This window comes from Mesorhizobium sp. LEGMi-168a (assembly GCF_058312955.1).
In genome coordinates, this window is the sequence record NZ_JBZEGV010000004.1 from 170263 (window position 1) to 196951 (window position 26689).

Sequence of the window (26689 nt, forward strand, 5' to 3'; positions counted from 1 at the left end):
CCTCAAAGTCTCAGCGATCGCATCTTGTCGTCACAGCAACTCGTAGAGCGGCGTGCCGTAACCGACGACCACGCCGTCCTCGACCAGCGCCTGGCCCAGCACCCCGTGAGCGGGGGTGACAACGGCCTTCAGGCACGGCCCGATCTGCAGGACGCCGACCGTCTCGCCCTTCCGCACCGGCTGGCCTGGCTCCACGACCGGATGGCCGGTCGTCGGGTGAGCGAGACGGAACACCCCGACGCCCGGCGCACGCACGCCCTTGAAGGCTGCCTCGGCCTTCGGCGCTTCGGCCACGGTCGCGCCTGGCTCGGCATTGCCGGCTTGAATGCGCAGGCGAAGCGAGAAGCCGGTCTCCGCCAGCTCGATCTCACTGACGCCCGCGGCCGCGCACCAGGCGGCCAATCTCTCGATCTCTTCGGCCGTCATCGCTGCCCTCGCCCTTCGAGCAGGCCGCCTTCGATCAGGCGCTCGAGATGGTGGATATCGAAGCCTCCCGCCGCGAAGCCAGGCTCCTCCATCAGCATGCGGTGCAGCGGCGCGTTGGTGGCGATACCGGCCGTTTCCATCTCGGCCAGCGCCCCGCTCATGCGCCGGATCGCCTCAGCCCGCGTCGCGCCATGCGCGAGCAGCTTGGCGACCAGGGAATCGTAGTGTGGCGGCACGCTGTAGCCGGAATAGAGATGCGACTCGACCCGGATCCCCGGACCGCCCGGCGGCGTCCAGCGTTCGACCCGCCCCGGATGCGGCCGAAAGCTGTAAGGGTCCTCGGCGTTGATGCGGCATTCGACAGCGTGGCCCTCGAGGCGGATGTCTTCCTGCTTGAAGGACAGATGCTCGCCCTGGGCGATCCGGATCTGCTCGCGCACGATGTCGATGCCGGTCACCAGTTCGGTGACCGGATGCTCCACCTGCACGCGGGTGTTCATCTCGATGAAATAGAAGCGCCCGTCCTCGTAGAGGAACTCGAACGTGCCGGCGCCGGTGTAGCCGATCGCCAGGCAGGCGCGGGCGCAGAGGTCGCCGACCTCGGCGATCGCCTCGCGGGCGATGCCCAGTGCCGGCGCCTCCTCGATGATCTTCTGGTGGCGACGCTGCATGGAGCAGTCGCGCTCTCCGAGCCAGATGGCATTGCCATGCCGATCGGCGAGAATCTGGATCTCGACGTGGCGGGGGTGCTCGAGGAATTTTTCCAGATAGACCTGCGGGTTGCCGAAAGCCCGCCCGGCTTCCTCGCGCGCCAGCGCCACGGCTTCCGCCAGCGCGCCTTCCGCCCGCACGATGCGCATGCCGCGCCCGCCGCCGCCGCCCGCCGCCTTGACGATGACCGGATAGCCGATGGCTTCAGCGATGGTACGCACCGATTGCTCGCCCTGCGGCAGCGCACCTTCCGAGCCCGGAACGCAGGGAACGCTGGCAGCCATCATCGCCCGCTTGGCCGCAACCTTGTCGCCCATGGTGCGGATCGCTGCCGCGGATGGCCCAATGAAGGCGAGGCCGGCATTTTCCACCGCCTCGGCGAAAGCGGCATTCTCCGACAGGAAGCCGTAGCCGGGATGGATCGCGCCCGCGCCGGTGAGCTGCGCTGCCGTGATGATCTCGGCAATGTTGAGATAGCTGTCGGCCGAGGCCGCCGGCCCGATGCAGATCGCCTTGTCGGCCAGTGCGACATGGCGAAGGCTCGCATCGGCTTCCGAATGGGCAGCCACCGTCTTCAATCCGAGGTCGCGGCAGGCGCGCAGGATGCGCAGCGCGATCTCACCCCGGTTGGCGATAAGCACGGTGTCGAACATCGCGCTCAGCCCGCCTCTTCCAGGACGAACAGCACGTCGCCGGACTGCACGGCTGCGTGGTCACCGAAAGCGATCTCGACGATCCTTCCAGCGCGATCGGCTTCCACGACGTTGAATGTCTTCATGGCTTCGAGGACGCCGATCTTCCGCCCCTCCTCCACCACGTCGCCCACAGAGACGAGCGGCGGTTCGCCCTCGCCGGCGGAGCGATAGAACACACCTGTGAGCGGCGCGCGGATCGAATGCCGTGGAGTGGTCGAGCTCGCACCCGGAGGGACGGCCGCGCTGGAAGCCGACACAGGTTGCGGCGACGATCCGGTCTGCAATGCGGGTGACGACACCTGCTTGGCAATGCGGACGCGAAGTCCATCGCGCTCGATCTGCAATTCGCCGATGGGCGAACGCGAGACGATATCGATCAGCGTCCGGACAAAGTTCAGGTCCATCGCTTCACCGCAGCGCCTGGACTGCCTCGGCGATGCGCCCGATCGCTTTCTCGATCAAGTCCATCGACGTGGCTATGGAGATGCGGAAATGCGGCGACAGGCCATAAGCCGAACCCTGCACCACCGCCACGCGCGCCCGATCGAGCAAATAGAGCGAGAGATCGTCGTCGCTGCCGACAACGGAACCGTCAGGGCGCTGGCGGCCGATCAGGGCCGAACAGTTTGGATAGAGATAAAAAGCCCCTTCCGGCGTCCGGCAGGTAAGGCCGGGGATTGCCCGCAGCAGTTCCAATGCGCGATCGCGTCTGGCCTGGAACTCGAGCGCCCGCGGGCGCAGGAAATCCTGCGGGCCGCAGAGTGCTGCTATGGTCGCGGCCTGCGAGATCGATGACGGGTTCGACGTGCTCTGGCTCTGCACGGTCGCCATGGCGCGGATCAGCGGTTCCGGCCCGCCGGCATAGCCGATCCGCCAGCCTGTCATGGCATAGGCCTTCGACACGCCGTTGACCGTCAGCGTGCGTTCCTTCAGCCGCGGCTCGACGCCGGCGATCGTGTGGAAGCCGCGCCCGTCGAACAGGATGTGCTCATAGATGTCGTCGGTGAGCACATGAACATGCGGATGGTCGAGCAGCACCGCAGCCAGCGCAGCGAGCTCGTCGCGGCTGTAGACGGCGCCTGTCGGGTTGGAGGGTGTGTTCAGGAGCAGCCATTTCGTGCGCCCGGTGATGGCTCCTCGCAAAGCTTGCGGCGAAAGTTTGAAGCCAAGCTCCTCTCCACAGGGCACGACCACGGGCCTGCCTTCGCCCAGAAGCACGATATCGGTGTAGGAAACCCAATAGGGCGCGGGGACGATCACCTCGTCGCCAGGCGCGAGCGTTGCCAGCAAGGCGTTGTAGATGATCTGCTTCGCCCCGCCCGCGACGCTTACTTCGGACGGCCCATAGTCGAGGCCGTTCTCGCGCCGGAACTTGTCGGCCACCGCCTTCTTCAGCGCCGCCGTGCCGTCCACCGCCGTGTAACGCGTCTCTCCCCTGCGCATCGCTTCATAGGCCGCCTCGACGACATGCGGGGGCGTCGGGAAATCCGGCTCGCCGGCGCTCAGGCTGATAACGTCGATGCCGGCCGCCCGCATTTCGATCGCGCGAGCGGTGACCGCCATGCTCGGGCTTGGCTTGATGACATCGAGACGGGGAGCGATGAGGCCCACGGAACATTCCTCGGGATGACTGCGCGGCCATGCCGGCAAGCGATACGCAAAATTGGATAATGTATTCTGTTTTTCGCGTCAAACCCCTTTTTCTCGCGAGAATGCTGGAGTATGTCTCCTGAAAGAGGTGGATCGATGGAGAAAAGTATCCAATTTCCACAGGAAGCACGAGATTTTTGAGACAGGGAACGCGACTTGAAATGAGCGCAAATTACGATGTGGTGATCGTCGGCGGAGGCGTCGTCGGCAGCGCGATCGCCTATTTTCTGTCCGCCAATCCGGATTTCGATGGCAGCATCGCCGTGATCGAACGCGACCCCTATTACACGGCTTCCTCGTCCTCATTGTCGACCAGCGCCATACGCCAGCAGTTCGGCACTCCGCCGAACATCGCCATGTCGAAGTTCAGCCTCGACTTCCTGCGCGAGGTGGGCACGCGGCTCGCCGTCGGCGACGAGCCGGCGGACATCGGACTGCACGAGCCCGGTTACCTTGTGCTGGCGACGCCCGAACGGGCCGAGGCGCAGCGTGCCAAGAACCGCGTTCAGCGCGACATGGGTGTCGATATCGAGCTGATCGAGCGGGCCGACCTGGCGCGACGCTTCCCCTGGCTCAACACGGACGACCTGGCGCTCGGCTCATTCGGCCACGGCTGCGAAGGCTGGTTCGACGGCCCGGGACTGATGCAGGCGTTCCGCCGAAAGGCGCGCGTCCAGAAGGTCGACTACCGTGCCGCGACCGTGACCGGACTGACCATGGCTTCCCGCGACAAGGTCGGCGAAGTCGTGCTGGACAATGGCGAGAAGCTTTCCGCCGGCACGGTGATCAACGCGGCCGGACCGTGGAGCGCGGGCATTGCCCGGATGGCCGGCGCCGACCTGCCGGTCGTCCCCAGCAAGCGATGCGTGTTCGTTTTCGAAAGCCCGGCGCGGATCGACAATTGTCCCTTCGTCTTCGACAGCAGCGGCTTCTGGCTGCGGCCGGAGGGTCAGCTCTTCCTGTGCGGCATCCCGCCGGTCCGGGAGAACGATCCGGACGATTTTGGTCTCGATGTCGACTACGACCTGTTCGACGAATTGATCTGGCCGGCGCTGGCGCATCGCGTGCCCGGCTTCGAACAATTGCGCATGCTGCGCGCCTGGGCGGGGCTCTATGAGTACAACACCTTCGACCGCAGCGGCATCATAGGGCGTCACCCAGAGATTTCGAACTTCGTGCTGGCCACCGGCTTCAGCGGCCATGGCATGATGCACGCGGCGGCAACCGGCTCGGGCGTCAGCGACTTGATTGCCTATGGCGAATACCGCTCCATCGACCTCTCGGCCTTCCGCTATGAGCGTATCGCCGGCAACCAACCCATCGAGGAACATGTCTACTGAAGCGGAGACGATGGGCATGGCATCGGAGTGACAACAACCTGCGAGCGATGCTATGCGTCGGTTTCTTCAATCAAAATGGCGCCGCAAGCAAGATAAAGGCGCCGTCGCCCTAGGCTGATCCATGCTCGTACAGAAGAAAACCATATCGGCCCAGGTCGCCGACGCCATCAGGCAGAAGATCCTGGTCGGCGAATACGAGGCCAACGCTCAGCTGCGGCAGGAGCATCTGGCGACCGAGTTCGGCGTCAGCCGGATACCGGTGCGCGAGGCATTGCACCAGCTTCATTCGGAAGGCTTCGTCACGCTGGTCTCCCACAAGGGCGCCGTCGTCTCCTCGATTTCGCTCGACGAAATTCTCGAGCTTTATGAATTGCGCGCCCGCATCGAGACGTGGCTGCTTGCCCTCGCCATCCCGAGAATGACCGACGACGATCTTGCGCTTGCCCGGGAACGGGCAAAGCAGCATCAGGAACAGGGCAAGACCGGCGAATACTCCAACCAGCTCAATTGGAACTTCCACGCCGCCCTCTACGCGCCGTCCGGCCGCAAGGCGACGATCGAGCTGGTGGGACGCATCTACCAGCAGCTGGAGCGCTATACCCGCATGATGGTGTCGCTCACCGAAATCCAGGTGAAGTCCGATCGCGACCACTGGCAGCTCATCGAGCTGTGCGAGGCCAAGGATACGCTGCGCGCCGTCAGCCTGCTGGAAATGCACATCATCACCAGCGGCAGATTCCTGGTCGACAGGCTCCAGGAATTGCGCGGCGACTGACGCATGTCGCCCAAAAGTGCGCAGCGGTTTTGGGAGAACGACATGCATCAAAACAAAGACTAGGCCGCATCAGTCTGCCCACGCGGCGCTTCATATCCTCGGTGGATCATTTGCCCGGCAAATTGGTCGCCCGGGTCAACAGGATCACGCCCGCCTTGTCGGCGGTGTCGTAATAGGTGAAGCCGGTGCGATTTTCCCGGCGCCCACGCATCAGCACGGAAAGGCCGTCGCCCTCGGCCTTGGTTTCGGCTGCGTCCGCGTCACGGACTTCAAAGCCGATGTGGAAGACGCCCTCGCCTTTGGTGTCCAGGTGGATCCGCTGCGGTGAAGGATCGTGGCTCGGCTGGCAGAGCTGCATCTGGACATTCGGCAAATTGCAGATCCGGTATTGCATCGTCATGAAGCCCTTTGGGCTCGGCACCTGCAGCTCCTCATATTCGGCCAGCGGCGGATAGGCTTCCCATGGGCCGATACCGATGGAGTCGTAATAGGCCTGCGCCTTGTCGATATCGTGCACGACGATGCAGATGTGATGCAGCTTGTCGAAATTGCCCATTACCTTGTTTCCCATTCTCACTCCTTGACCGGGACCGTGTAGTTGAGCACGCGGCGTCCGCCGTCGGGGTAGATCGTCTCGCCGGTGATGTAGGATGCGTCGTCGCTGGCGAGGAACGCGACGACGGAGGCGATCTCGGCTGCCGTGCCGAGACGCCCGAGCGGCGTGCGCGAAAGGATCGCGCGCCGCATTTCCTCGGAATCGATGAACGTGCCGTCCATCACCATCTCCGTGGCGATGGTGCCCGGCCCGACCCCGACCACGCGGATGCCGTAAGGTGCGAAGGCGACGGCGGCGGTGCCGGTGACCTGGTTCATGCCGCCCTTGGAGATCGCGTAAGTGGCGACGCGCGGGTTGGCGAGCCTCGAATTGATCGACGACATGTTTATGATGACGCCGCCTTCGCCCTGGGCGATCATCTGGCGGGCCGCCGCCTGGGTGCCCATGAAGGCGCCCTTGAGATTGACGGCGAGAACCCGGTCGTAGTCGGCCTCGCTGATGTCGAGAAAGTCTTGGACCGGAGCAATGCCGGCATTGTTGACCATGATGTCGACACGGCCGAACTCGGTGACCGCCGCCGCGACCAGCGCGTCGACCTGATCCTTCCGGCTGACATCCGTGACCACGGCCAGCACGGTCTCCGGCGTGCCGATTTGAGCAGCACACTTCCTCAGCTCCCCGGCATCGATATCACCGAGCACGACCTTCGCGCCCTCTGCCAGGAAACGTTCCGCGCATGCGCGCCCGATGCCGCGTGCCGCGCCGGTGACGACAGCCACCTTACCTGCCTGTCTCATGTCCAGTTCCCTCGTCGTTTTGAAATGGGCCATTGCCTTCAGGCCCCTTTCTTAGCTTAGCGGATCACGAAGGGATTTGCGGTTTTGCCGGCCGTGTCTATCCACACCGTCTTGGTCTGCAGATAGGCGTTTATCGCCTCTTGCCCGCTCTCGCGGCCGATGCCGCTTCGCTTGTAGCCGCCGAAGGGCGCCATGTAGGAGACCGCGCGGTATGAATTGATCCAGACCATGCCCGCTTCCATCGCCGCCGCGCCGCGCAGCGCCCGGCCCATATCGCCAGTCCACAGCCCTGCCGCCAGCCCGTAGGGACTGTCATTGGCAATCGCGAAGGCTTCTTCCTCGTCGTCGAAGGGAATAACCGACAGGATCGGCCCGAACACTTCTTCGCGCGCGATGCGCATTGCGTTGTTCACGCCGGTGAAGATGGTGGGCTCGACGAACCACCCTTCCGCCAGCTTGTCCGAGGCAGGCTTGCCGCCGCCCAGCACGCACAACGCGCCTTCGCGGCGCGCGATGCCAAGATAGGAAAGCACCTTCTCGCGCTGCGCCTGCGTGGTGATCGGCCCGACTTGCGTCTCCGGCAGCGCCGGATTGCCCATTCGGGCGCCGGCGGCAAGCGTGATCACATCCTCCACGAACTGGTCGTGGATCTTGCGCTGGACCAGCAGCCGCGAGCCTGCGATGCAAGTCTGGCCGCTGGCGGCGAAGATGCCAGAGATCGCGCCGTTGACCGCGCTGTCGAGATCGGCGTCGTCGAAGACGATGTTGGCCGACTTGCCGCCGAGCTCCAGGGTGACCGTCTTCAACCCTTCGGCGGCGGCGCGGTAGACCGCGAGCCCGCCCGGCTCGCCGCCCGTGAAGGCGATCTTGGCGACATCGGGATGGGCGACGAGCGGCACGCCGACGTCCTGCGGCATGCCGGTGACGGTGTTGACAACGCCCGGCGGAAAGCCCGCCTGCGCGAACAGCTTGACGAATTCCAGCGTCGAGGCCGAAGCGTGTTCCGAGGGCTTGATGACGACGGTGTTGCCTGCCGCCAGCAGCGGCGCGAGCTTCCAGGTCAGGAGCAGCAGCGGCGAGTTCCAGGGCACGATCGCCGCGATGACGCCGAGCGGCTCATGGCGGGTGAAGGCGAACATGCCCGCCTTGTCGATCGGCAACACCGACCCTTCGATCTTGTCCGCAAGGCCGCCGAAATAGCGGAACCACTCCGGGATGTAGCGCAGCTGCGCCGTCATCTCGGTGATCAGCTTGCCGTTGTCGCGCGTCTCGATCGCGGCGATGCGCTCGGCACTCTCGGCGATCAGCTCGGCCACCCGCACCAGCAGCTTGCCGCGCGCGGTGGGCGTGATGCCGGCCCAGTCCTTCGACCGGAATGCCGCTTTGGCGGAGGCCACGGCCGCATCCACTTCGGCCCTGCCGCAGCGTGGGATCAGAGCCCATGGCCTGCCGGTGAACGGATCGTAGCTCTCGAACGTGTCGGCGCCCGATTGCAGCCGACCGCCGACCGTGTTCTGGAAGCTGACCAGCGGCATGTCGGTCCTCAACAGGTGGCAAAGCCCAGATGGGCGCGAAAGCGGTTCTTGACCGCGACGGCGTCGCGCGGCGGCAGCGAGCGCGGCAGGTTCTCGGCGGCGATCTTCAGCACGAACAGGCGCGGGCCCTCGGCGGGGCGGCGCAGCCTTTCGCACAGCGCGTCGACCTCCTCCGGCGAGCGCAGCTCGGCGACCTCGGCGAAACCGCAGGCGGCGGCGACCTTGTCGAAGCCGATGCCGCGGCCGGTATGGCTGGACTGCATGCCGGTCTCGCCGAAATGCTGGTTGTCGAGCACGATCAGGTCGAGGTTTTTCGGCCGCGCCACCGAGATCGTCGCTAATGAGCCGAAAGCCATGAGCTGTTCGCCGTCCCCGGTGATGACCATCACCCTCCTCTCGGGCTGCGCCTGGGCAAGCCCGAGACCGACCAGCGCCGCGCCGCCCATCGCGCCCCAGAGATAGTAGTTGCCGTCGTGGTCGCCCGCGGCATGCACGTCGTAGCTCGGCGAGCCGAGCCCGGTCACCACCAATGCGCCGTCGCGGGCATCGAGCAATCTCTTCACCGCCTCACGGCGGTCCATTGTCGGCAAGCTCATGTCGTTCACCACTTCTTCTTGCCGAGCAGGCGCTGCCCGATCAGCACGGCGATCTGCTGATCGGCGTCGAAGGCCATCGCGGCCGCTTGCGCCACAGTCTCCACCAGATCCGGACCGGTCTCGGCCCGCAGCACCCTGAGGCCGATCGCCTTCAGCGAGGCCTCCGTCGCCTGTCCCATCGGCACTTGCCATGGGTTGAACTCGGCCCATTCGCCGCGCATCGTCACCAGGACGAGCAAGGGAAAGCGCGCCTGCACCGGCAGCGACAGCATGTTGATGCAGTTGCCGACACCTGAGGACTGCATGAGCACGACGCTGCGCTTGCCGCCGAGCCAGGAGCCGGCCGCAATGGCGATGCCCTCTTCCTCGGTGGTGAGCACATTGGTGACGACCTCGGGATCGGCGCTGAAGCGGCGGATCAGCGTGGTGTGGCCGGCGTCGGGGACATAGGACATCTGGCTGATGCCCGCGACTTTGAGTACGTCATAGACCTGATCAGGCCACTGTGTTTCAGATGCCGCCGGAAGAGCTGCTGGAGCAGCGGTTTCCGGATGTTTCGCCTGTAGGCTGCTCGCCGTCACTTTGGACCCCCGAGGGTTGGATATGGCAGCAGACTACCCCGGTTCTCCGATCCAATCTTCGTCTCTTTCTTGTGATCAGATATAATGATATTCGATAGCTTATGGAGCTATCGCAGCTGCGCACCCTGATCCATGTCGCCGAACTCGGCAGCCTCAGCAAGGCTGCCGACCGGCTGCACATCGCGCAGCCGGCGCTGAGCCGCCAGGTGCGCATGCTGGAGGAGGAACTGGGCTTTGCCCTGTTCCTGCGCCACGGGCGCGGCATGGTGCTGTCCGAGCAGGGCAATCAGGTGCTGGCGCATGCCATCCGCGTCCTTGCCGAGATCGACGAGATCCGCGCCACCGCCACGCCGGCCGACGCGCCGCTGACCGGCGAGGTGGCGATCGGCCTGCCGCCTACGGTCGCCGACATCATCTCGCTGCCGCTGGCGGCTGCCTTCGGCAAGGCACATCCCAAGGCAAAGCTCAGGCTGGTCAGCGCCTATACCGGTTATTTGCTGGACTGGCTGCATCGGGGCGAAATAGACGTCGCGGTTCTCTATGATCCACGCATGGCGCGGTCGCTCCGCTCCCGGCCACTGCTTCTGGAAAACCTCTTCCTCATCGGCCCGCCCGACGCCGGCTTCTCGACCGTGCGCGCGGTGCCGTTCGCCTCGCTCGCCGGCAAGCGGCTGCTGCTGCCCAGCATAAAGCACGGACTGCGCATCATCGTCGAACGCTGCGCCGCCGAGACCGGCATCTCGCTCGATGTCGGCATCGAGGCCGACACCTACTATGTGCTGAAGGACCTCGTCCGCAATGGTCATGGCTGGACGATCCTGCCGCTCGCTCCCATCCATGCCCATGTCGCCGCCGGCCTGCTCACCGCCGCGCCGTTGATCGATCCTGTGCCCGTGCGCCGCCTCATCCTTGCCTATCCGGCGGACCGGCCGGCTTCGCGGCTGGCGCGGTTTGCCGGCGAGGCGATCGAGGATACCGCGCGGGATCTTGTCGAGCGGGCCGTATGGGTCGGGCAGCTTCTCGGCCCGGCGCCATGAGGATTTTAATTCCGGCATAGCTGATCACGCCAGACTTGCATTGCTGCCAAGGCGTGCCCGCGTGATAATGCACGCCGGAGCGAGACGAAAGGCCGGGCAACCTTCATGGAACTCTATCAGGACATTCGGGACGCCGTCGCAAAGCTCTGCGCGCGCTTTCCCGGCGAATACTGGCGGGCGCTCGACCGGGATATGGCCTATCCTCGCGAATTTGTCGAAGCGCTGACGGAGGCGGGCTGGCTCTCGATCCTGATCCCCGAGGAGTATGGCGGCTCCGGCCTGCCGCTTTCGGCCGCGGCGGCCGTGCTGGAGGAGATCCAGCGCGCCGGCTGCAATGGCGGCGCCTGTCATGCGCAGATGTACACGATGGGCACACTGCTTCGCCACGGCTCGCAAGCGCAGAAGCAGCGCTATCTGCCGAAGATCGCCACAGGCGAATTGCGCCTGCAGGCTTTCGGCGTCACCGAGCCGACCAGCGGCACCGATACCGGCGCGCTCAAGACCACCGCCCGGCTCGACGGCGACCATTACGTGGTCAAGGGTCAGAAGATCTGGACCAGCCGCGCCGAGCACTCCGATCTGATGCTGCTTCTGGCGCGCACCACGCCGCTGAAGGACGGCATGAAGAAGACAGACGGTCTTTCCGTCCTTGTGGTCGACATGCGCGAAGCCCTCGGCAACGGCCTGACCACCCGGCCGATCCGCACCATGATGAACCACGCCACCACCGAGGTCTTCTTCGATGACTTGCGCGTGCCCGCCGAAAACCTCATCGGCGAGGAAGGAAAGGGTTTCCGCTACATCCTCTCCGGCATGAACGCCGAGCGCATCCTGATTGCCTCCGAATGCGTCGGCGATGCCAAATGGTTCATCGAAAAGGCGAGCGGCTACGCGAAGGAACGCCATGTGTTCGGCCGGGCGATCGGCCAGAACCAGGGCATCCAGTTTCCGATCGCCAGGGCCTACGCCAACATGCGCGCGGCCGAGTTGATGGTGCGTGAGGCGCTGACCCTCTACGAAGCCGGCAAGAACCCCGGCGCCGAAGCGAACATGGCCAAGATGCTGGCGGCGGACGCCTCGAACGAAGCCGCCAATGTCTGCATCCAGACGCATGGCGGCTTCGGTTTCGCCGAAGAATATGACGTCGAGCGCAAGTTCCGCGAGACGCGCCTCTATCAGGTCGCGCCGATCTCCACCAACCTCATCCTATCGTTCCTGGCCGAGCATGTGCTTGGCCTGCCGCGTTCCTACTAGCAGGGGTCTTCGTGAACATCCTCATCGTCTATGCGCACCCGGAACCAAAATCCTTCAACGGGGCCATGCGGGATCTCGCCGTCGAGACCTTGGCGGGCGCGGGCCATGAAGTCGTGGTCAGCGACCTCTACGCCATGGGTTTCAACCCGGTCGCCGGCCCGGGCGACATGACCGGCGGGCGCAACGATCCGGATTTCTTCAGCCTGCAGCGCGAGCAGACCGCCGCCTATGAGGCAGGCCGGCTGTCGGCCGACATCAATGCCGAGATCGAAAAAGTGAGATGGGCGGCCTTCGTGCTCTTCCAGTTTCCGGTCTGGTGGTTCGGCATGCCGGCGATGCTCAAGGGTTGGGCCGATCGCGTCTTCGCGCGCGGCTTCGCTTATCTGCCGGGCCGCAAATACGACACCGGCATGTTCAAGGGAAAGCTTGCCATGGTGGCCGCCACCACCGGCACCTCGTCCGACACCTACGCGCCCGACGGCATCGACGGCGACATCCTCACGGTGCTGTGGCCCGTCCACAACGGCCTGTTGCGCTATGCCGGCTTCGACGTGCTGCCGCCCTTCGTCGCCTACATGCCCGGCCGTGTCGGCGAGGAAGGCCGCAAGGCCTACCTGGAAGCCTACCGCAAGCGGCTCGAGGAAATCGACGACACCCCGCGGCTGTTTTTCCATCCGGCCGAAGACTACGGCGGCAACGAGCGGCTGAAGCCGGGCGTACTCGCCCGTTCCGGGGTGCAGCGCAATGTCTGACACCGCCCGTCCGCTGGAAGGCTTGCTTGTCGTTTCCATCGAGCAGGCGGTCGCCGCGCCCTTGTGCACGGTCCGCCTCGCCGACGCCGGCGCGCGTGTCGTGAAGATCGAGCGCCCCGAAGGCGAGACCGCGCGCCACTACGATAGCGCCGTGGAAGGCATGTCGGCCTATTTCGTCTGGCTGAACCGCGGCAAGGAAAGCGTGGCGCTCGACCTGAAGGCCGACGAGGACCTTGCGCTGTTGCACCGCATGGTGGCGCGGGCGGATGTGCTGGTGCAGAACCTCGCGCCCGGCGCGATTGATCGGCTCGGCCTCTCCGCCGAAATGATTGCAGAGAAATTTCCCCGGCTGATCGCCGTCAACATTGTCGGCTATGGGCAGGACACGCCCTACGCGTCAATGCGCGCCTACGACATGCTGGTGCAGGCCGAAAGCGGCATCTGCGCGGTGACCGGCACTGCCGAGACGCCGTGCAAGATCGGTGTTTCCGCCGCCGACATCGCGACCGGGATGAACGCCCATGCGGCGATCCTCGAGGCGCTTCTGGCGCGCGGCAAGACCGGGCGCGGCCGCATAGTCGAGATCGCTATGTTCGACGGTATGGCCGACTGGATGGCGGTGCCGCTGCTACATTACGAATATGCCGGACGCGAAACCGGCCGCTACGGCTTGGCGCATGCCTCGATCTATCCCTACCGGCCCTATGCCTGCCGCGACGGCGCCGTGGTGGTCTCGATCCAGCAGAACAGCGAGTGGAAGCGCTTCTGCGCCATCGTGCTGCAAAGACAGGATCTGTTCGCCGACGAGCGCTTCGCCACCAATGCCTGGCGGGTGGCCAATCGCACCGCGCTCGACGCCGAGATCGAGCCGGTTTTCGCGGCGATCGATTGCGAGGAAGCCATTCGCCGTCTTGGCGAGGCGCAGATCGCCTGGGGTCGCGTCAGTGAGATGCACGACCTTCCGCGCCACAAGGCATTGCGCCGGACGGAGATCGAGTTGCCGGACGGCAAGCGCATCGCCCTGCCGATGCCTGCGGGGCGGCCGGAAGGCTTCGATAAAATCCCCACGGTTCCTGCCCTTGGCGCCGATACGGATCGGATCCGGTCCGAATTCGCGGCCTGAGGAGGACGTCACATGAGCCTGGATTCGGGCGCGACGCTGCAGAAATGGATCGGACGCACCCGCGAGGTCGAAGACATCGTGACCCCTCGCCTGCTCGCCAGCTTGGAGGCCACGCTCGGCCCTCACGCGATGCGCCGCGACGAGACCCCGCCCGGCCTGCATTGGTGCCTGGCGCCCGACATCGCCGATGCAAGCGAACTGGGTCCGGACGGACATGCCGCCAAGGGCGGGTTCCTGCCGCCGGTGCCGCTTCCGCGCCGCATGTGGGCGGGCAGCGACGTGCGTTTTCTGGCGTCCATCCGCAGCGGCGACACGATCCGCCGCCGCTCGAGGATAAGCGCCGTCGAAGACAAGCACGGCCGCACCGGACCGCTCACTTTCGTCACCGTCCGTCACGAATTCGCCAATGCCGCCGGCCCGGTGGTCGAGGAGGACCAGATCATCGTCTACCGAGCGCCGGAAGTCGGCGCTGCACCCCCGACGCAGCCGGCCGGTCCTAAGCCGACCGCCTCGCACGAGCGCATCGTCGACGTCGATCCGGTGCTGCTCTTTCGTTACTCCGCGCTGACCTTCAACGGGCATCGCATCCACTACGACGCGCCCTATGCAACGGGCGTCGAGCACTATACCGGGCTCGTCATCCATGGGCCGCTCCAGGCGACGCTGCTCATGAACTTCGCCGCCGTCATTGCCGGGCAGGCGCCGCGCCGTTTCTCCTTTCGCGGGGTGCGTCCGGCGATCGGCCCGCAGACCCTGCTTCTGAGCGCAACGGCCCGCGGAAAGGACGAGATGGAAATGGAAGCGCGGGCGTCCGACGGGCGTGTGACGGTGAAGGCCACGGCGCAATGGTAAGCTTCGTCACGCCCGTCGTACCGCTTTTGGTGCCGGGCTTGCGGCCGGAGAGGTTTGCAAAGGCCGACGCCAGCGGTGCGGACGCGGTCATTCTCGACCTCGAGGATGCCGTCGCGCCGACCGACAAGGACCAGGCCAGGGAAGCTGTCGCTGCGCGCGCCGGCGCGCTGAAATCTCCTGTGATGGTGCGCGTCAACGCCGCCGGCACACCCTGGCATGCCGCCGATATCGACGCCGTGCGAGGCCTCGACGGCATCGCCGTCATGCTGCCCAAGGCCGAGCGCCCCGAAGACATCGCCGGCATGACCAGGCGCATCGGGCGCGACGTCAATGTCATCGCCCTGGTCGAGAGCGCCGCCGGACTGGCAAATCTGTCGGACATCCTGGCCTCGCACGGCGTCGTTGCCGTTGCCTTCGGTTCGCTCGACTTCGCGCTCGATCTCGGTTGCGCGCACGACCGGTTGACACTGCTCGCGGCGCGCAGCGAAATCGTCTGGCGCTCGCGCGCGGCAAACCGCTCCGCCCCGATCGATGGCATAACCGCCGATCTCGGCAGTCCCGAAGTCGCGGAAGACGACGCGCGCCATGCGATGAAGATGGGTTTCGGCGGCAAGATGGCGATCCACCCGAAGCAGGTCGAGCCGATCGGACGCGCCTTTCGTCCGAGCGGGAAGGAAATTACCTGGGCTCGCGGCATCGTCGAGGCCACCTCTTCCGTCGGGGCCGTCCAGGTGAACGGCGAAATGGTCGACAGGCCGGTCATCGAACGGGCAAGGCGCATACTTCGTCTTGCCGCCGCGGCTTAAGGGAGAAAAAGCAGATGGCGACGGAGAGAAATGATTGGCCGACCGCCAGACTTTGCGCCTTCGTCGCCGAGCTCGACTTCGAGCAAATTCCGCCGCGCGTCGTTCAGTTTGCAAAGGGACTGATGATCGACTGGCTGGGCTCTGCCCTCGCAGGTAAGGGCGCCCCGCAGGTCGAGATCATCGAAGGTTTCGCTTGTGCGATGGGGCCGGCCGACGGCCCGAGCACCGTTATCCCGACCAGGCGGCGCACCAGCCCCTATTTCGCGGCGATGGTCAACGCCGCCGCCTCGCATGTCGTGGAGCAGGACGACGTCCACAACGGCTCCGTCTTCCATCCGGCGGCCGTGATTTTTCCAGCCGTTCTGGCCGTTGCCGAGGCGGAGGGAAAGACCGGGCGCGAGATGCTGACGGCCTGCGTCGCGGGCTATGAGGTGGGCATCCGCGTCGGCGAGTTTCTGGGCCGCTCGCATTACGAGATTTTCCACACGACGGGCACGGCCGGCACGGTGGCCGCGGCAGCGGCCGTCGGAAAGCTGATCGGGCTGGATGCTGCGCATCTCAACCATGCGCTCGGCTCCGCCGGCACCCAGGCCGCGGGCCTCTGGGAATTCCTGCGCGATGCCGCCGACTCCAAGCAACTCCATACAGCGCGCGCCGCCGCCAACGGCCTGACCGCAGCCTATCTGGCGCGCGATGGTTTCAAGGGCGCCGCGAGAATCCTCGAAGGGAAAAAGGGCATGGCGGCCGGCATGTCGAGCGATGCCGATCCGGCGCGGCTGACGGATGGTCTCGGCAGCCGCTGGGCAACGGAAGAGACGTCTTTCAAATGGCATGCCTCCTGCCGGCACACCCATCCCGCCGCCGATGCCCTTCAGTCTCTCATGCGCCGCGAAGGGCTTGGCGCCGGCGACATCGCGGAGGTGGTGACCCATGTCCATCAGGGAGCGATCGATGTCCTTGGCGCGGTGGACATTCCGCAGACTGTCCATCAGGCGAAGTTTTCCATGGGCACGGTGCTGGGCCTGATCGCCATGCACGGCGTCGCCGATCTCGACGCCTTCGAACGCCACGCGCTTGCCGACAATGGGGTTGCGGCTTTCCGCTCGAAGGTGCGCATGGAATTCGACCGAGAGGTCGACACGCTCTATCCGAAGCAATGGGTCGGGAAGGTAAGCGTCACGACCGTTGACGGTCGCAAGTTTTCCGCCCGCATCGACGAACCCAAGGGCGATCCGGGCAATACGCTCGCCAGGCAGGAGCTGGAAGCCAAGGCTATAAGGCTTGCGGAATTTCGGGGCGGCGCCACCGCCGACGAGATGCGCGCCGCAATAGCGCGCATCTGGGCTCTGGACCATCCCGAAAGCACGGCGGATATCGTCGCGCGCCTCCCGGCTTGAGCCGATCGACAGCCGGGATCCGCTGGAGCCGCTCAGATAACCGCTTCTTCGAGGAACGGTTCGTTGCGCTGGATGCGCTCGTAGCAGAACGGCGACAGGTCGAGCGTCTGGAAGGCGCCGTGGACGATCAGCTCCGACACGGCCCGGCCGACCGCAGGCGACTGCTGCAGGCCGTGCCCGGAAAAACCATTGGCGAACATGAAGTTCTTCACCTCGGGGTGGAAGCCGACGATGCCGTTGTGGTCGAGCATGTTGTATTCGTAATGGCCGGTCCAACTGGTCTGGACCTTCAAGGCGTCGAAGGCCGGGATGCGGTGCCACAGCGCCGGCCAGATATACTCGTCGAACTCCTCGAAATGCATTTCGAAGTCGTCGTAATCGGCCGGCCCGTCACCTTGCGGCGTGTTGCCGGTGAGGAAAAGCTCGCCCTCGGGGCGCACGAACGTGCCTGAAAGATCGATGACATTGGGCATTCGCCCGGGGATCGGATTGGCGCTGGCGAAGACGAAACTGTAGCGCTTGTAGGGCGCGACCGGGATCGAGAGTCCGGCCATGGCCGCGACCTGCTGCGCCCGCGGGCCAGCGGCGTTGACCAGTGTACCGCACGCTACCGTCTCGCCGGTCGCGAGGCGGGCCGAGACGACGCGCCCATCTGCGAGATCAAGTCCAGTCACGGCGTTGTCGATATATTCCACGCCGCTGGCGCGCGCCGCGCGGCGGAAGCCGTTCATCATGCCCATGGAATCGAACCAGCCCTCTTCGCGGGAACCCCACGAACCGCCGCCGAGATCGTCCACATTGAGCCACGGGAAGCGTTCCTTCAGCGCGCCCGGGTCGAGGAAGACGGTGTGCGCGCCGAGGCTGCGCTGCAGTTCGACCCGCTCCTTGGCCGCTTCCACGCCCTCGGGCGAGCAGCAATAGAGATATCCGTGCTCCTTGAAGCCGAGATCGGGCGCCGGCTCGTCCTTGTAGAAAGGCGCCATCCGCTCCTGGAAGCCGCGGATGATCTCTATGCCGAACTGGCTGATCTTCACATTGATCGGATTGGAATATTGCTGACGAATGGCGCTGGTGGAAAGCGCCGTCGAGGAAAACTCGTAGCTGCTGTCGCGCTCGACGACGAGGATCGACGCGCCGCTGCCCAATGCCTGGCTTAGCCAGTAGGCCGTCGACGAACCGATGACCGCACCGCCGACGATGACGATGTCGTACGCGCTGTGCGAAGGGGCCTTGTAAGGAGGGATCGCCATGACTTTTCCTACTGATTGAACGAGGCGATCAGGGCATCCGAGCCCCGTGCCAACAGGCCGAGGTCCGATCCGACGGCCACCATGGTGAAGCCGTCGGCGAGATAGCGGTCGGCGTCGGCCTTTACAGGCGCCAGGATGCCGCTGGCCTTGCCTGCCTCCGCCGCGGCCTTGCGAACGGATGCGATCGCCTCCTGCACATGCGTCGCGCCGGGGTTGCCCATCGCGCCCATGTTGGTGGAGAGGTCGCCCGGGCCGACGAAGAGAACATCGACGCCGTCAACCGACGCGATCGCCGCCGCGTTGGCGACGCCGGTTTCATCCTCGATCTGCACGGCCAGCAATTGCTGCTCGCGCGCCTTGGCATGATAGCCGGCGATGCGGCCGAAGGCGTTGGCGCGATGGCCGACCGAGAAGCCACGGAAACCGCCCGGCGCATAGGTCATCGCCGCGACGATGCTGCGTGCCTGATCCGCAGTCCGCACATTCGGGATCATCAGGCTGCGGGCGCCTACGTCCAGCGCCTGCTTCATCAGATTCGCGTCGTCCGACGGCAGACGCACCACGGCTTCGCAAGGAAACGCCGCCGCGACCTGAAGCTGCGCCATGATGCTGCGCAGATCGTTCGGACTATGCTCGCCGTCGATCAGCAGCCAGCCCGTTCCGGAGCCGGCGACGACCTCGGTGGTGAGCGCTGAAGCCAGCGAACACCAGATGCCGATATGAGCCTGGCCAGCCGTCACGGCTGCCTTCAGCGAATTGACGCGCTCCTGCATTTTGCGATCGGCCTCCAGTCGGAAAGAAGATGCATTGAAATTTGTATGATGTCCTATATCATACGCCTTACTTGAGCTGCAAGGCGCTCTGATGCCGAACGGGAGTTGCGCATGAAAATTGGCTTCATCGGGCTTGGTGTCATGGGTGCGCCGATGGCGCGGCATCTAGCCGACGCTGGGCACGAGATCGTCACGGTCCTTAATCGCTCTCCTCTGCCGAAGGATCTCAGAGCATCGGTCGCCGCCTCCCCCGCCGAGGTGGCAAGGACGTCCGAAATCGTCATCACCATGCTGCCGGACACACCCGACGTCGAGCGCGTCCTGCTCGGCTCGAGCGGCGTGCTCGAAGGCATTTCGGCCGGCAAGCTGGTCATCGACATGAGCTCGATCAGCCCGATCGCCACGGCCGAATTCGCGGCGAAGTTTAGGGAAGCCGGAGCAGGCTATCTCGATGCGCCGGTTTCCGGCGGCGAGGTCGGCGCCAAGGCCGCGAGCCTCACCATCATGGCCGGCGGGCCGGCCGCCGCGTTCGAACGCGCGTTGCCGATTTTTGAGAAGCTCGGCAAGAACATCACCCTGATCGGCGAACAGAACGGCGCCGGCCAGACCTGCAAGATCGCCAACCAGATCATCGTCGCGCTCAACATCGAGGCCGTCGCCGAAGCGCTCGTCTTCGCCAGCAAGGCCGGCTGCGACCCAGCGAAGGTGCGCGCCGCGCTGATGGGCGGCTTCGCCTCGTCGCGCGTGCTCGAAGTGCATGGCGAGCGCATGATTGCTCGTACCTTTGCGCCAGGCTTCCGCATCAAGCTGCACCAGAAGGATCTCAATCTCGCGCTCGAAAGCGGCCGCGCGCTCGGCGTCTCGCTGCCGAACACGGCGACGGCGCAGCAACTGATGAACGCCTGCTCGGCTCGAGCAGGTGGCGCGGACGCCGACCATTCGTCCCTCGTTCGGGCTCTCGAGGTGCTGAGCGATCATGAACTGTCAAAGGAAAAGGAGTGAACCGATGCGCGGAACCGGTAAGGCCGAAATCTTCGTGATGCTGGCCCATCCAGTCGGGCATGCCAAGAGCCCCGGAATCTTCAACGAAATCTTCGAGCAGAAGGGGCTCGACAGCCTGATGGTGCCGCTGAGCTGCCGTCCGGAAGATTTCGACACTTTTTGGGCTGGCATCACCGCGGCGGAGAACATCCGGGGCGTGATCATCTCGGTGCCTTACAAGACGGCGGTCTTTCATAAATGCGCCGCCGCCCATGACCGCGCCGCGCGCGTCCAGAGCGCCAACTCGGTGCGCAGGCAGGCGGACGGGACCTGGTATGCCGACAATTTCGACGGCGTCGGCTTCATCGACGGGCTGAAGGCGGGCGGACATCAGATCGCCGGCAAGCGCATCCTCCAGGTCGGCGCCGGCGGCGCCGGTTCATCGCTGACCTATTGCCTGGCCGAAGAAGGCGCGGCGGAAATCCGCCTGGCCGACATTGACAGAGACCGCGCCGCTCAGCTTGCCTCGCTGGTCAACAAGTCGTTCCCCAATTGCCGCATCGAGGTCGGAGAACCCGACCCGTCCGGAATGGACATGGCGATCAACGCCACGCCGTCAGGGCTGAAAGCCAGCGACCCGCTGCCGATGGACGTGAGCAAGCTGGCGCCTGAGATGACGGTGGTCGACATCATCATGGAGCCGGCCGAGACGGCGCTGCTCGAGGCGGCGAAGAAGATCGGCTGTCGCATCCAGCCCGGGCGCCCGATGATGGATTTCCAGGTCGAGGCCATGTCCGAATTCTTCGACATCGAGCGGAAGGATCGCGGCCATGGCTGATGCAACAACCGCCGTCGTCATCGGCGGCACGTCCGGCATCGGCCGCGCGATCGCGCTGCGCTTCGCCGAGGATGGCTACCAGGTGGTCGTCGCAGGCCGGGATGCGGTTCGAGGCAAGGAGGCGGCCGGCGCTTGCGAAAGTACCGGCGCCCCGCGCGCCCTCTTCATCCAGACCGACGTCGCCGATCCCGCCTCCGTCGAGGCGCTGGCGCAAGCTGCGGGCGATGCGTTCGGTACGCCCCACGTAGTGGTCAACTGCGCCGGCATCCTGCAGAGCGGCAAGCACGTGCTCGATCAGGATCTCGACGAGGACGAGAAGATGTGGCGGATCAACTATCGCGGCACGCTGCTTGGCTGCCAGGTGTTCGGCCGGCTGATGTCGGCCGCCGGGCGCGGCGCCATCCTGAATGTCGGGTCCCTCGCCTCCTTCGCGCCGCTTTCGCTGCCGGCCTACACGCCAGGCAAGCACGCGGTCCTGGCCCTGACGCAGATGTTGGCGGCCGAGCTCGGCCCGCATGGGGTTCGGGTCAACGCCGTGGCGCCGGGCTACACGCTCTCCGACGGGCTGAAAGCGAAGATCGCCAAGGGCGAACGCAACCCGGAAGCCATACAGGCCACCACCGCATTGCGCCGTTTCGTCGAGCCGCGCGATGTCGCCGAGGCGGCCTTGTTCCTCTGCTCCGACCGTGCCGCGTCGATCACCGGCGTCACCCTGCCCGTCGATGCCGGCTGGCTCGTCCAGGCGCCTTACGCGCAGTACCTGCAGGGCAACCCCATCCGGCAGACGCCGGCAATCTGACAAGGAAAATCCAGTGAGCGATATCCAGCGCTTCGACTTCGACACCCGCATCCATCACGGCGTCATCCACAACGGCACGCTCTACCTCACCGGCCAGGTCGCGAGACCCGGCCAGTCCGCGACCGACCAGATGCGCGAGGTGCTCGGCAAGATCGACGCGCTGCTCGCCAAGGCCGGCACCGACAAGACCCGCATCCTTCACGTCCAGATGTGGCTGGACGACGTACGGGATTTCGACGAGGTCAACACGGTCTGGGACGCCTGGATGCCGAAGGAGCACGCACCGGCGCGCTCTTCCGGCGAGGGTCGGATGGCCAAGCCTGGAATGCTGGTTGAATTGATCGTCACCGCGGCGGTTTGAATGGTCTTGCCGGTTCGGGCATCATCCCGAATCTCAACTTGAACGGCCCGAATCTGGACTTGAACGGAAGGACCTAAATGACGAAGCGCAAGCCGCTTTCCACCGTCGTGGCGGAGAGCCTGGCCGAAAAGATCCGCTCCGGACAGTTGCAGCCCGGCGCGCAACTGCCGACCGAGGCGGAGCTCTGCGCCGAATATGATGTCAGCCGCACCGTCGTGCGCGAAGCGGTGGCGCGGCTGCGCTCGGAGGGCATGGTGGTGCCGCAGCAGGGCCGCGGCATGTTCGTCAGCGAAACGCCCGTGCCGCGCAATTTTTCGATTCCGGACGAGGCTTTGAGGACGCTGCCGGAAACCATCGCTTTGCTCGAACTCAGGTTGAGCGTGGAGGTGGAGTCCGCCGGGCTCTGCGCCGAACGGCGCACCGACAAGGAAGCGCGCGATATCCGCGCCATGATGGAACAGGTTGACGCCCAGCAGGCGGATCCTGCCGTCGTCCAGATCCACTACGACTACGACTTCCACCTCGCGATCGCCAAGGCCGCGCGCAACGAGTTCATCCACGGCTTCCTGAGCTATCTCGGGCCGATGATCGTGCCGCGTTTCCAGCTCGGCTACGTGGTCGAACCTGCGCTCAAGGACAGCTATTACGCGCGCATCCACAGCGAGCACAAAGCCATCGTCGATGCCATTGAAAGGCAGGACGGTGGCAAGGCTCGCCAGGCCATGCGCAAGCACCTGCACAACAGCCTGGGGCGCGTACGCGCCCTGGCCCGGGCTTCAGGCGTAGAGGCGACGGATGTCGATCAGAAAGCGGCCGCGGCCTCTCTTTTCAAAGGCATGAAGAGGCCTGCCTCGACAGGTGCGTAAGGGGCTCCACGTTCGGGGACTTTTTGCGTGATCGGCTTCGCGGCCTACCAAGCATTGCGAAAGCCATGTTTTTGCTCCGCTTGCCGGCAGCGACCGTTGCATCGCGGCTGAGCCCGTCGCTTTCCCGCCGTTTCTTGGGATTTGCGGCTTTTCTCAATCGCGCTGCCAGCTCGAAAAATTCCGAACGCAGGAACCAATTACGAAAGTTTATCTTTCCTTTTTGCTGGTTTTCTTGGTTTCGCGGCATCGGCCAAGGCCGCAAACTGACGCCAGGCAATTGGGGAAGCCCACATGACGACAGCCTTCATCACAGGAGCGACGAGCGGCATAGGGCGAGCCATCGCCATCGCGCTGAGCGATGCGGGCTATGACGTCTATGCCGTCGGCCGCAGCCAGGCGGCGCTGAAAGAGCTGCAGGCCGAGCGTCCAGGCATCGTCCCGATTGCCGTCGACGTCACCGACCGCGAGGCGCTGGAAGCGGTGGTGGCGGATCTCACCATCGACGTGCTGATCAACAACGCCGGCATCATGCCGCCGCTCGGCAACTTCGCCGACATGAAGATCGCCGACATCGACACCGCGCTGGAGATCAACCTCAGCGCCGCGATCCTGCTCACCCGGCTCGTCGTGCCGCAGATGCGCGAGCGGCAGTCGGGGCACATCCTGTTCACCGGCTCTTCCGCCGCCCACGCGGCCTTCCCCAATGTCGCCGTCTATTCGGCGACGAAGGCGGCCATCGCCGGCTTTGCCGCCGCGTTGCGCGCCGATCTCTCGCAATACGGCATTCGCGTCACCGAGATCGTACCCGGCCGCGTCGAGACGCAGCTCTACAAAGACATACTCGACGCCGAGGCGCGCGCGGCGATGTACGCCGGCAATGTCGCCGTGCAGCCGGACGACGTGGCCAAGATGGTCGTTGCCCTGCTCGGCCTGCCCGCATGGGCCGACGTAACCCGTTTCGACATCATGCCGACCCGGCCGACCAGCCCAAGCGGCAGCAAGCAAGGAAAATAGGATGAAAGACCTTTCCGTTCTGATCGTTGGTGGCGGCGCCGGCCTCGGCGCCCTTCTCGCCCGCATGGCCGTCGAGGCCGGCGCGGCCAAGATCGGCATCATCGACATCAACCAGGAAGCCGCCGAGAGCGCGCTCGAACCGGCAAGGGCCAAGGGGCTGCCGACCGCCGCCGCGGCTTGCGACATCCAGGTCGGCCCGCAGTGCCATGCGGCCTTCGACGCCATCGCCTCGAAGCTCGGGCGCGTCGACACGCTGATCAACTGCGCCGCGATCTACCCCCGCCGACCCCTCCTCGAGATCACCGACGCCGAGTGGGACGCCTCCAACGGCATCAACATCAAGGGCACCTACCACATGATGGTGGCGGCCGTTCGCCACATGCAGGCGCAGGAGCCGAAAGCCCATGTGCGCGGGCGCATCGTCAACCTGACCTCGGTCGACGCCTTCAAGGCGCACCCGCAGAACGCTCATTACGCGGCGACCAAGGCCGCCGTCGTCAGCCTGACCCGCTCCTTCGCCCACCATGTCGCCAAGGACGGCATCCTGGTGAACTCGGTGGCGCCGGCCGGCATGGCCACGGAGAAGGCAAAGGCCCTCGGCTTCCTTGAGGAGCTGGCCAAGGCGAGCCCGCTCGGCCGCGGCGCCGAGCCGACCGAGATCGCCGAATGGGTGCTGATGACCGGCGGCCCGAAGAACACCTACATGACCGGCGAAAACGTAATTGTCTCAGGCGGTTACATTTACGCGTGAATCAATCTTCAGAAGCCGGCGGCGACTGAAATACGGCAGTGCATGATCAACGGAGTCGCGAACGAAAGGAGGCGGACTTCACCATGACCGGCAAGCTTCGCCTTCCTTCGCTGAATGCGCTTCGGGTCTTCCACGCCGTCGCGCAGCACAAGAGCTTCCGGCAGGCGGCCGACGAGCTTCTGGTCACGCCCCAGGCCGTCGGACAGCAGATCAAGCTCCTGGAAGACACGCTTCAGGTGACGCTGTTCGAGCGCAAGGGCCGGTCGATCGAACTGACGGAGTCGGCGATCCTTCTGTCGCACTACGTGAAAGCCGGTTTCGACGAATTCTCCGAAGGCGTTCGCCGTGTCACCAAGTCGAACTACCGCGACCGCATCAACCTGAATGCCAGCCCCTACTTCGCCACGCACTATCTGCTGCCCAGGCTTTCGCTGTTCCGCGAGATCCTGCCGGGCGCCGACCTGCGCCTGACGACGATGGTCGACCTCCCCGATTTCGGGCGTGACGACATCGATATGACGGTGCAGTGGGGCTACGGCAACTGGCCGGACTACGAGACCACGCTGCTGGTGCCGGACCCGAAGATCATCTGCTGCACGCCGGCGATCGGCGAGAAGATCAAGTCGGCGCAGGACCTGACGCGGTTCACCCTGCTCGACACCGTCAAGTCCAAGCGGCTGTGGCCCGACATATTGCGCCACCTCGCCGTCGAGAAGACTGAGGGCGACCGCAGCATCGGCTTCGACGACGCCGCGACCATGCGCCGGGCGACCCTGCAAGGCATCGGCATCGGACTGGTCTCGGTCATCGATGCCGAGGAGGACTTCAGGTCCGGCGCGTTGGTGGCGCCGCTTGGCCGTGATGCCCTCTCGGACATGAAGCCCGAGGAAGTCCCAGGCTTCTACCTGATCGTCCCGCGCGGGCATCTGCGCGTGAAGGCGGTGGCCGCCCTGCACCGATGGCTCGTCCAGCAGGACTGGGGAAGCGACCTGAAGATTTCCTCCGTGCCGAAACCGACCCCGCTCTCCGACTAGGAGCGGCTTCGCGACCGAGGTCCGAAAGCCTTCTTTCGGAACTCCAAAAACAAGAACCAAACAACCTCAACAGTGGAGACAACAACATGAACATGATGAAATGGGGGGCCGCGGCCATGGCCCTGGGCCTGGTGCATTTCGCGGCGCCTGCGGAAGCCGCGGGCGGCAAGACGCTGGAGGCCGTGAAGGCGCGCGGCGTGCTCAACTGCACCGGCCATGACGGCTCCTATCTCGGCTTCGCCGAGGTGGACGACAAGGGCAACTGGAAAGGCATGGACATCGACCTTTGCAAGGCGGTGGCGACCGCCGTGTTCGGCGATCCGGCGAAGCTCAAGATCGTGCCGATCAGTTGGGCGCAGCGTTGGCCGTCGCTGCAGTCGGGCGACGTCGACATCATCATCAAGGCCTCGGGCGGCACGCTCAGCCGCGACACCGAGCTCGGCCTGCAATTCTCCATGTCCTATTACCTCGGCACGACCAAGGTAATGGGGCACAAGGAGCTCAACCTGAAGTCCCTCAAGGATGCCAATGGCGGCACGATCTGCATCCCGGCAGGCACAACCATCGAACAGCAGGTCGCGGCCTACAGCCAGAAGATTGGAATCAAGCTCGAGCCGGTCGTCATCGAAAAGACCGAAGAGCTCGAACAGGCTTACTTCTCCGGCCGTTGTGACCTCTATGCGCAATGGGGTCCCGTCCTCGCCATCGCGCGCGTGGCCAAGGGCAAGGTCGAAGACCACGTGATCCTGCCTGACGTGATCGCCGTCGAGCCGGAGGTCATGATCGTGCGGCAGGGTGACGACAATTGGGTCGACGTCGCCAACTGGACGCTCAGCGCCCTGCTCTTCGCGGAACAGGAAGGCATCACCTCCAAGAATGTCGACGAGATCAAGGCCAAGCCGACGTCGCCGGCGGTGGCGAAATTCCTCGGCGCCACGCCGGGCATGGGCAAAGGTCTCGGCCTTGCCGACGACTGGGCCTACAACGTGATCAAGAAGGTCGGCAATTACAGCGAGATCTTCGATCGCGATCTCGGCAAGGAGTCGCCATACAAGATGGATCGCGAGCTGACCAACCTCTGGAACAACGGCGGCGTCCTGTTCCCGCTGGTGATCGACTGATCCGCCTAAGCGTTTGTT

Annotated in this window: 29 protein-coding genes; 18 read left to right on the plus strand and 11 right to left on the minus strand. The window is 65.0% G+C overall.

Features of this window, described 5'->3' with window-relative positions; genetic code table 11:
* Positions 1-30 precede the first annotated feature (30 nt).
* Genes AC4FWB_RS08050 through AC4FWB_RS08065 form a run of 4 tightly spaced genes read right to left on the minus strand, consistent with a single transcriptional unit; the run spans position 31 to position 3443 of the window.
* Positions 31-426 carry a biotin attachment protein gene (locus tag AC4FWB_RS08050; protein WP_491025424.1) on the minus strand — a complete coding sequence of 132 codons (396 nt, stop codon included), beginning with the start codon at positions 424-426 and terminating at the stop codon, positions 31-33.
* Positions 423-1790, minus strand: a complete 1368-nt coding sequence (gene accC, locus AC4FWB_RS08055; RefSeq protein WP_491025425.1) for an acetyl-CoA carboxylase biotin carboxylase subunit — start codon at positions 1788-1790, stop codon at positions 423-425. The genes AC4FWB_RS08050 and accC overlap by 4 nt, the downstream gene beginning before the upstream one ends.
* Before the next feature lie 5 nt (positions 1791-1795).
* The gene (locus AC4FWB_RS08060) at positions 1796-2236 is read right to left on the minus strand and encodes an acetyl-CoA carboxylase biotin carboxyl carrier protein (protein WP_491025426.1); all 441 of its coding nucleotides are present in this window, start codon (positions 2234-2236) and stop codon (positions 1796-1798) included.
* A gap of 4 nt (positions 2237-2240) precedes the next feature.
* Complete coding sequence (locus AC4FWB_RS08065) at positions 2241-3443, minus strand: pyridoxal phosphate-dependent aminotransferase (protein WP_491025427.1); 1203 nt, start codon at positions 3441-3443, stop codon at positions 2241-2243.
* 200 nt (positions 3444-3643) lie between these two features.
* Here AC4FWB_RS08065 and AC4FWB_RS08070 point away from each other — a divergent pair, with 200 nt between their 5' ends.
* Positions 3644-4822: an NAD(P)/FAD-dependent oxidoreductase gene (locus AC4FWB_RS08070; protein ID WP_491025428.1), complete on the plus strand. Its 1179-nt coding sequence runs from the start codon at positions 3644-3646 to the stop codon at positions 4820-4822.
* 121 nt (positions 4823-4943) lie between these two features.
* Complete coding sequence (locus AC4FWB_RS08075) at positions 4944-5597, plus strand: GntR family transcriptional regulator (RefSeq protein WP_217578740.1); 654 nt, start codon at positions 4944-4946, stop codon at positions 5595-5597.
* A 106-nt stretch (positions 5598-5703) separates the two neighbouring features.
* Here the strand turns inward: AC4FWB_RS08075 and AC4FWB_RS08080 are convergent, their stop codons facing one another.
* From AC4FWB_RS08080 to AC4FWB_RS08100, 5 genes are read right to left on the minus strand one after another with little or no spacing between them, the layout of a single operon-like run.
* Positions 5704-6168 (minus strand): VOC family protein, encoded by a 465-nt coding sequence (locus tag AC4FWB_RS08080; RefSeq protein ID WP_491025429.1) that lies wholly within the window; start codon positions 6166-6168, stop codon positions 5704-5706.
* A gap of 2 nt (positions 6169-6170) precedes the next feature.
* Positions 6171-6950 (minus strand): SDR family NAD(P)-dependent oxidoreductase, encoded by a 780-nt coding sequence (locus AC4FWB_RS08085; RefSeq protein ID WP_491025430.1) that lies wholly within the window; start codon positions 6948-6950, stop codon positions 6171-6173.
* Between the two features lie 56 nt (positions 6951-7006).
* Positions 7007-8485, minus strand: coding sequence for an aldehyde dehydrogenase (locus AC4FWB_RS08090; protein WP_491025431.1), 1479 nt, complete (start codon positions 8483-8485; stop codon positions 7007-7009).
* 8 nt (positions 8486-8493) lie between these two features.
* Positions 8494-9081, minus strand: coding sequence for a thiamine pyrophosphate-dependent enzyme (locus AC4FWB_RS08095; protein ID WP_491025432.1), 588 nt, complete (start codon positions 9079-9081; stop codon positions 8494-8496).
* Positions 9082-9086: 5 nt separating this feature from the next.
* Positions 9087-9662: a thiamine pyrophosphate-binding protein gene (locus tag AC4FWB_RS08100; protein ID WP_491025433.1), complete on the minus strand. Its 576-nt coding sequence runs from the start codon at positions 9660-9662 to the stop codon at positions 9087-9089.
* A 101-nt stretch (positions 9663-9763) separates the two neighbouring features.
* On the opposite strand from AC4FWB_RS08100, the gene AC4FWB_RS08105 reads away from it, so the two are divergent.
* The 7 genes from AC4FWB_RS08105 (at position 9764) to AC4FWB_RS08135 (ending at position 16883) form a co-directional block, all read left to right on the plus strand.
* Positions 9764-10699, plus strand: a complete 936-nt coding sequence (locus tag AC4FWB_RS08105) for a LysR family transcriptional regulator (RefSeq protein WP_491025435.1) — start codon at positions 9764-9766, stop codon at positions 10697-10699.
* 105 nt (positions 10700-10804) lie between these two features.
* Complete coding sequence (locus AC4FWB_RS08110) at positions 10805-11953, plus strand: acyl-CoA dehydrogenase family protein (RefSeq protein WP_491025436.1); 1149 nt, start codon at positions 10805-10807, stop codon at positions 11951-11953.
* A gap of 11 nt (positions 11954-11964) precedes the next feature.
* The gene (locus AC4FWB_RS08115; protein WP_491025437.1) at positions 11965-12705 is read left to right on the plus strand and encodes an NAD(P)H-dependent oxidoreductase; all 741 of its coding nucleotides are present in this window, start codon (positions 11965-11967) and stop codon (positions 12703-12705) included.
* Complete coding sequence (locus AC4FWB_RS08120; RefSeq protein WP_491025438.1) at positions 12698-13828, plus strand: CaiB/BaiF CoA transferase family protein; 1131 nt, start codon at positions 12698-12700, stop codon at positions 13826-13828. The genes AC4FWB_RS08115 and AC4FWB_RS08120 overlap by 8 nt, the downstream gene beginning before the upstream one ends.
* A 12-nt stretch (positions 13829-13840) precedes the next feature.
* Positions 13841-14680, plus strand: a complete 840-nt coding sequence (locus tag AC4FWB_RS08125; protein ID WP_491025439.1) for an HTD2 family dehydratase — start codon at positions 13841-13843, stop codon at positions 14678-14680.
* The gene (locus AC4FWB_RS08130) at positions 14674-15486 is read left to right on the plus strand and encodes an HpcH/HpaI aldolase/citrate lyase family protein (RefSeq protein WP_491025441.1); all 813 of its coding nucleotides are present in this window, start codon (positions 14674-14676) and stop codon (positions 15484-15486) included. The genes AC4FWB_RS08125 and AC4FWB_RS08130 overlap by 7 nt, the downstream gene beginning before the upstream one ends.
* A gap of 14 nt (positions 15487-15500) precedes the next feature.
* Positions 15501-16883, plus strand: a complete 1383-nt coding sequence (locus AC4FWB_RS08135) for an MmgE/PrpD family protein (RefSeq protein WP_491025443.1) — start codon at positions 15501-15503, stop codon at positions 16881-16883.
* 32 nt (positions 16884-16915) lie between these two features.
* On the opposite strand, the gene AC4FWB_RS08140 is transcribed toward AC4FWB_RS08135, so the two are convergent.
* Positions 16916-18133, minus strand: a complete 1218-nt coding sequence (locus AC4FWB_RS08140) for an NAD(P)/FAD-dependent oxidoreductase (protein WP_491025444.1) — start codon at positions 18131-18133, stop codon at positions 16916-16918.
* A gap of 8 nt (positions 18134-18141) precedes the next feature.
* A complete protein-coding gene (locus AC4FWB_RS08145) occupies positions 18142-18906 on the minus strand; it encodes an HpcH/HpaI aldolase family protein (protein ID WP_491025446.1) in 765 nt (254 codons plus the stop codon).
* A 111-nt stretch (positions 18907-19017) separates the two neighbouring features.
* Here AC4FWB_RS08145 and AC4FWB_RS08150 point away from each other — a divergent pair, with 111 nt between their 5' ends.
* The 9 genes from AC4FWB_RS08150 (at position 19018) to AC4FWB_RS08190 (ending at position 26671) form a co-directional block, all read left to right on the plus strand.
* Positions 19018-19908, plus strand: a complete 891-nt coding sequence (locus AC4FWB_RS08150; RefSeq protein ID WP_491025447.1) for a 2-hydroxy-3-oxopropionate reductase — start codon at positions 19018-19020, stop codon at positions 19906-19908.
* A 4-nt stretch (positions 19909-19912) separates the two neighbouring features.
* Positions 19913-20725: a shikimate dehydrogenase family protein gene (locus tag AC4FWB_RS08155; RefSeq protein WP_491025448.1), complete on the plus strand. Its 813-nt coding sequence runs from the start codon at positions 19913-19915 to the stop codon at positions 20723-20725.
* Positions 20718-21524 carry an SDR family NAD(P)-dependent oxidoreductase gene (locus AC4FWB_RS08160; RefSeq protein ID WP_491025449.1) on the plus strand — a complete coding sequence of 269 codons (807 nt, stop codon included), beginning with the start codon at positions 20718-20720 and terminating at the stop codon, positions 21522-21524. Before AC4FWB_RS08155 ends, AC4FWB_RS08160 begins: the two co-directional genes overlap by 8 nt.
* Positions 21525-21537: 13 nt before the next feature.
* Positions 21538-21885: a RidA family protein gene (locus AC4FWB_RS08165; RefSeq protein ID WP_491025450.1), complete on the plus strand. Its 348-nt coding sequence runs from the start codon at positions 21538-21540 to the stop codon at positions 21883-21885.
* A 77-nt stretch (positions 21886-21962) separates the two neighbouring features.
* On the plus strand, positions 21963-22751 hold the full coding sequence (locus AC4FWB_RS08170) for a FadR/GntR family transcriptional regulator (RefSeq protein ID WP_491025451.1): 789 nt from the start codon (positions 21963-21965) through the stop codon (positions 22749-22751).
* 291 nt (positions 22752-23042) lie between these two features.
* Entirely contained in the window at positions 23043-23765 is a 723-nt protein-coding gene (locus tag AC4FWB_RS08175; protein WP_491025452.1) for an SDR family oxidoreductase, read from the plus strand.
* 1 nt (position 23766) lies between these two features.
* On the plus strand, positions 23767-24516 hold the full coding sequence (locus tag AC4FWB_RS08180) for an SDR family NAD(P)-dependent oxidoreductase (protein WP_491025454.1): 750 nt from the start codon (positions 23767-23769) through the stop codon (positions 24514-24516).
* A gap of 83 nt (positions 24517-24599) precedes the next feature.
* Entirely contained in the window at positions 24600-25550 is a 951-nt protein-coding gene (locus AC4FWB_RS08185) for a LysR substrate-binding domain-containing protein (RefSeq protein ID WP_491025455.1), read from the plus strand.
* A gap of 86 nt (positions 25551-25636) precedes the next feature.
* A complete protein-coding gene (locus tag AC4FWB_RS08190; protein ID WP_491025456.1) occupies positions 25637-26671 on the plus strand; it encodes an amino acid ABC transporter substrate-binding protein in 1035 nt (344 codons plus the stop codon).
* The last annotated feature ends 18 nt before the right edge of the window (positions 26672-26689 follow it).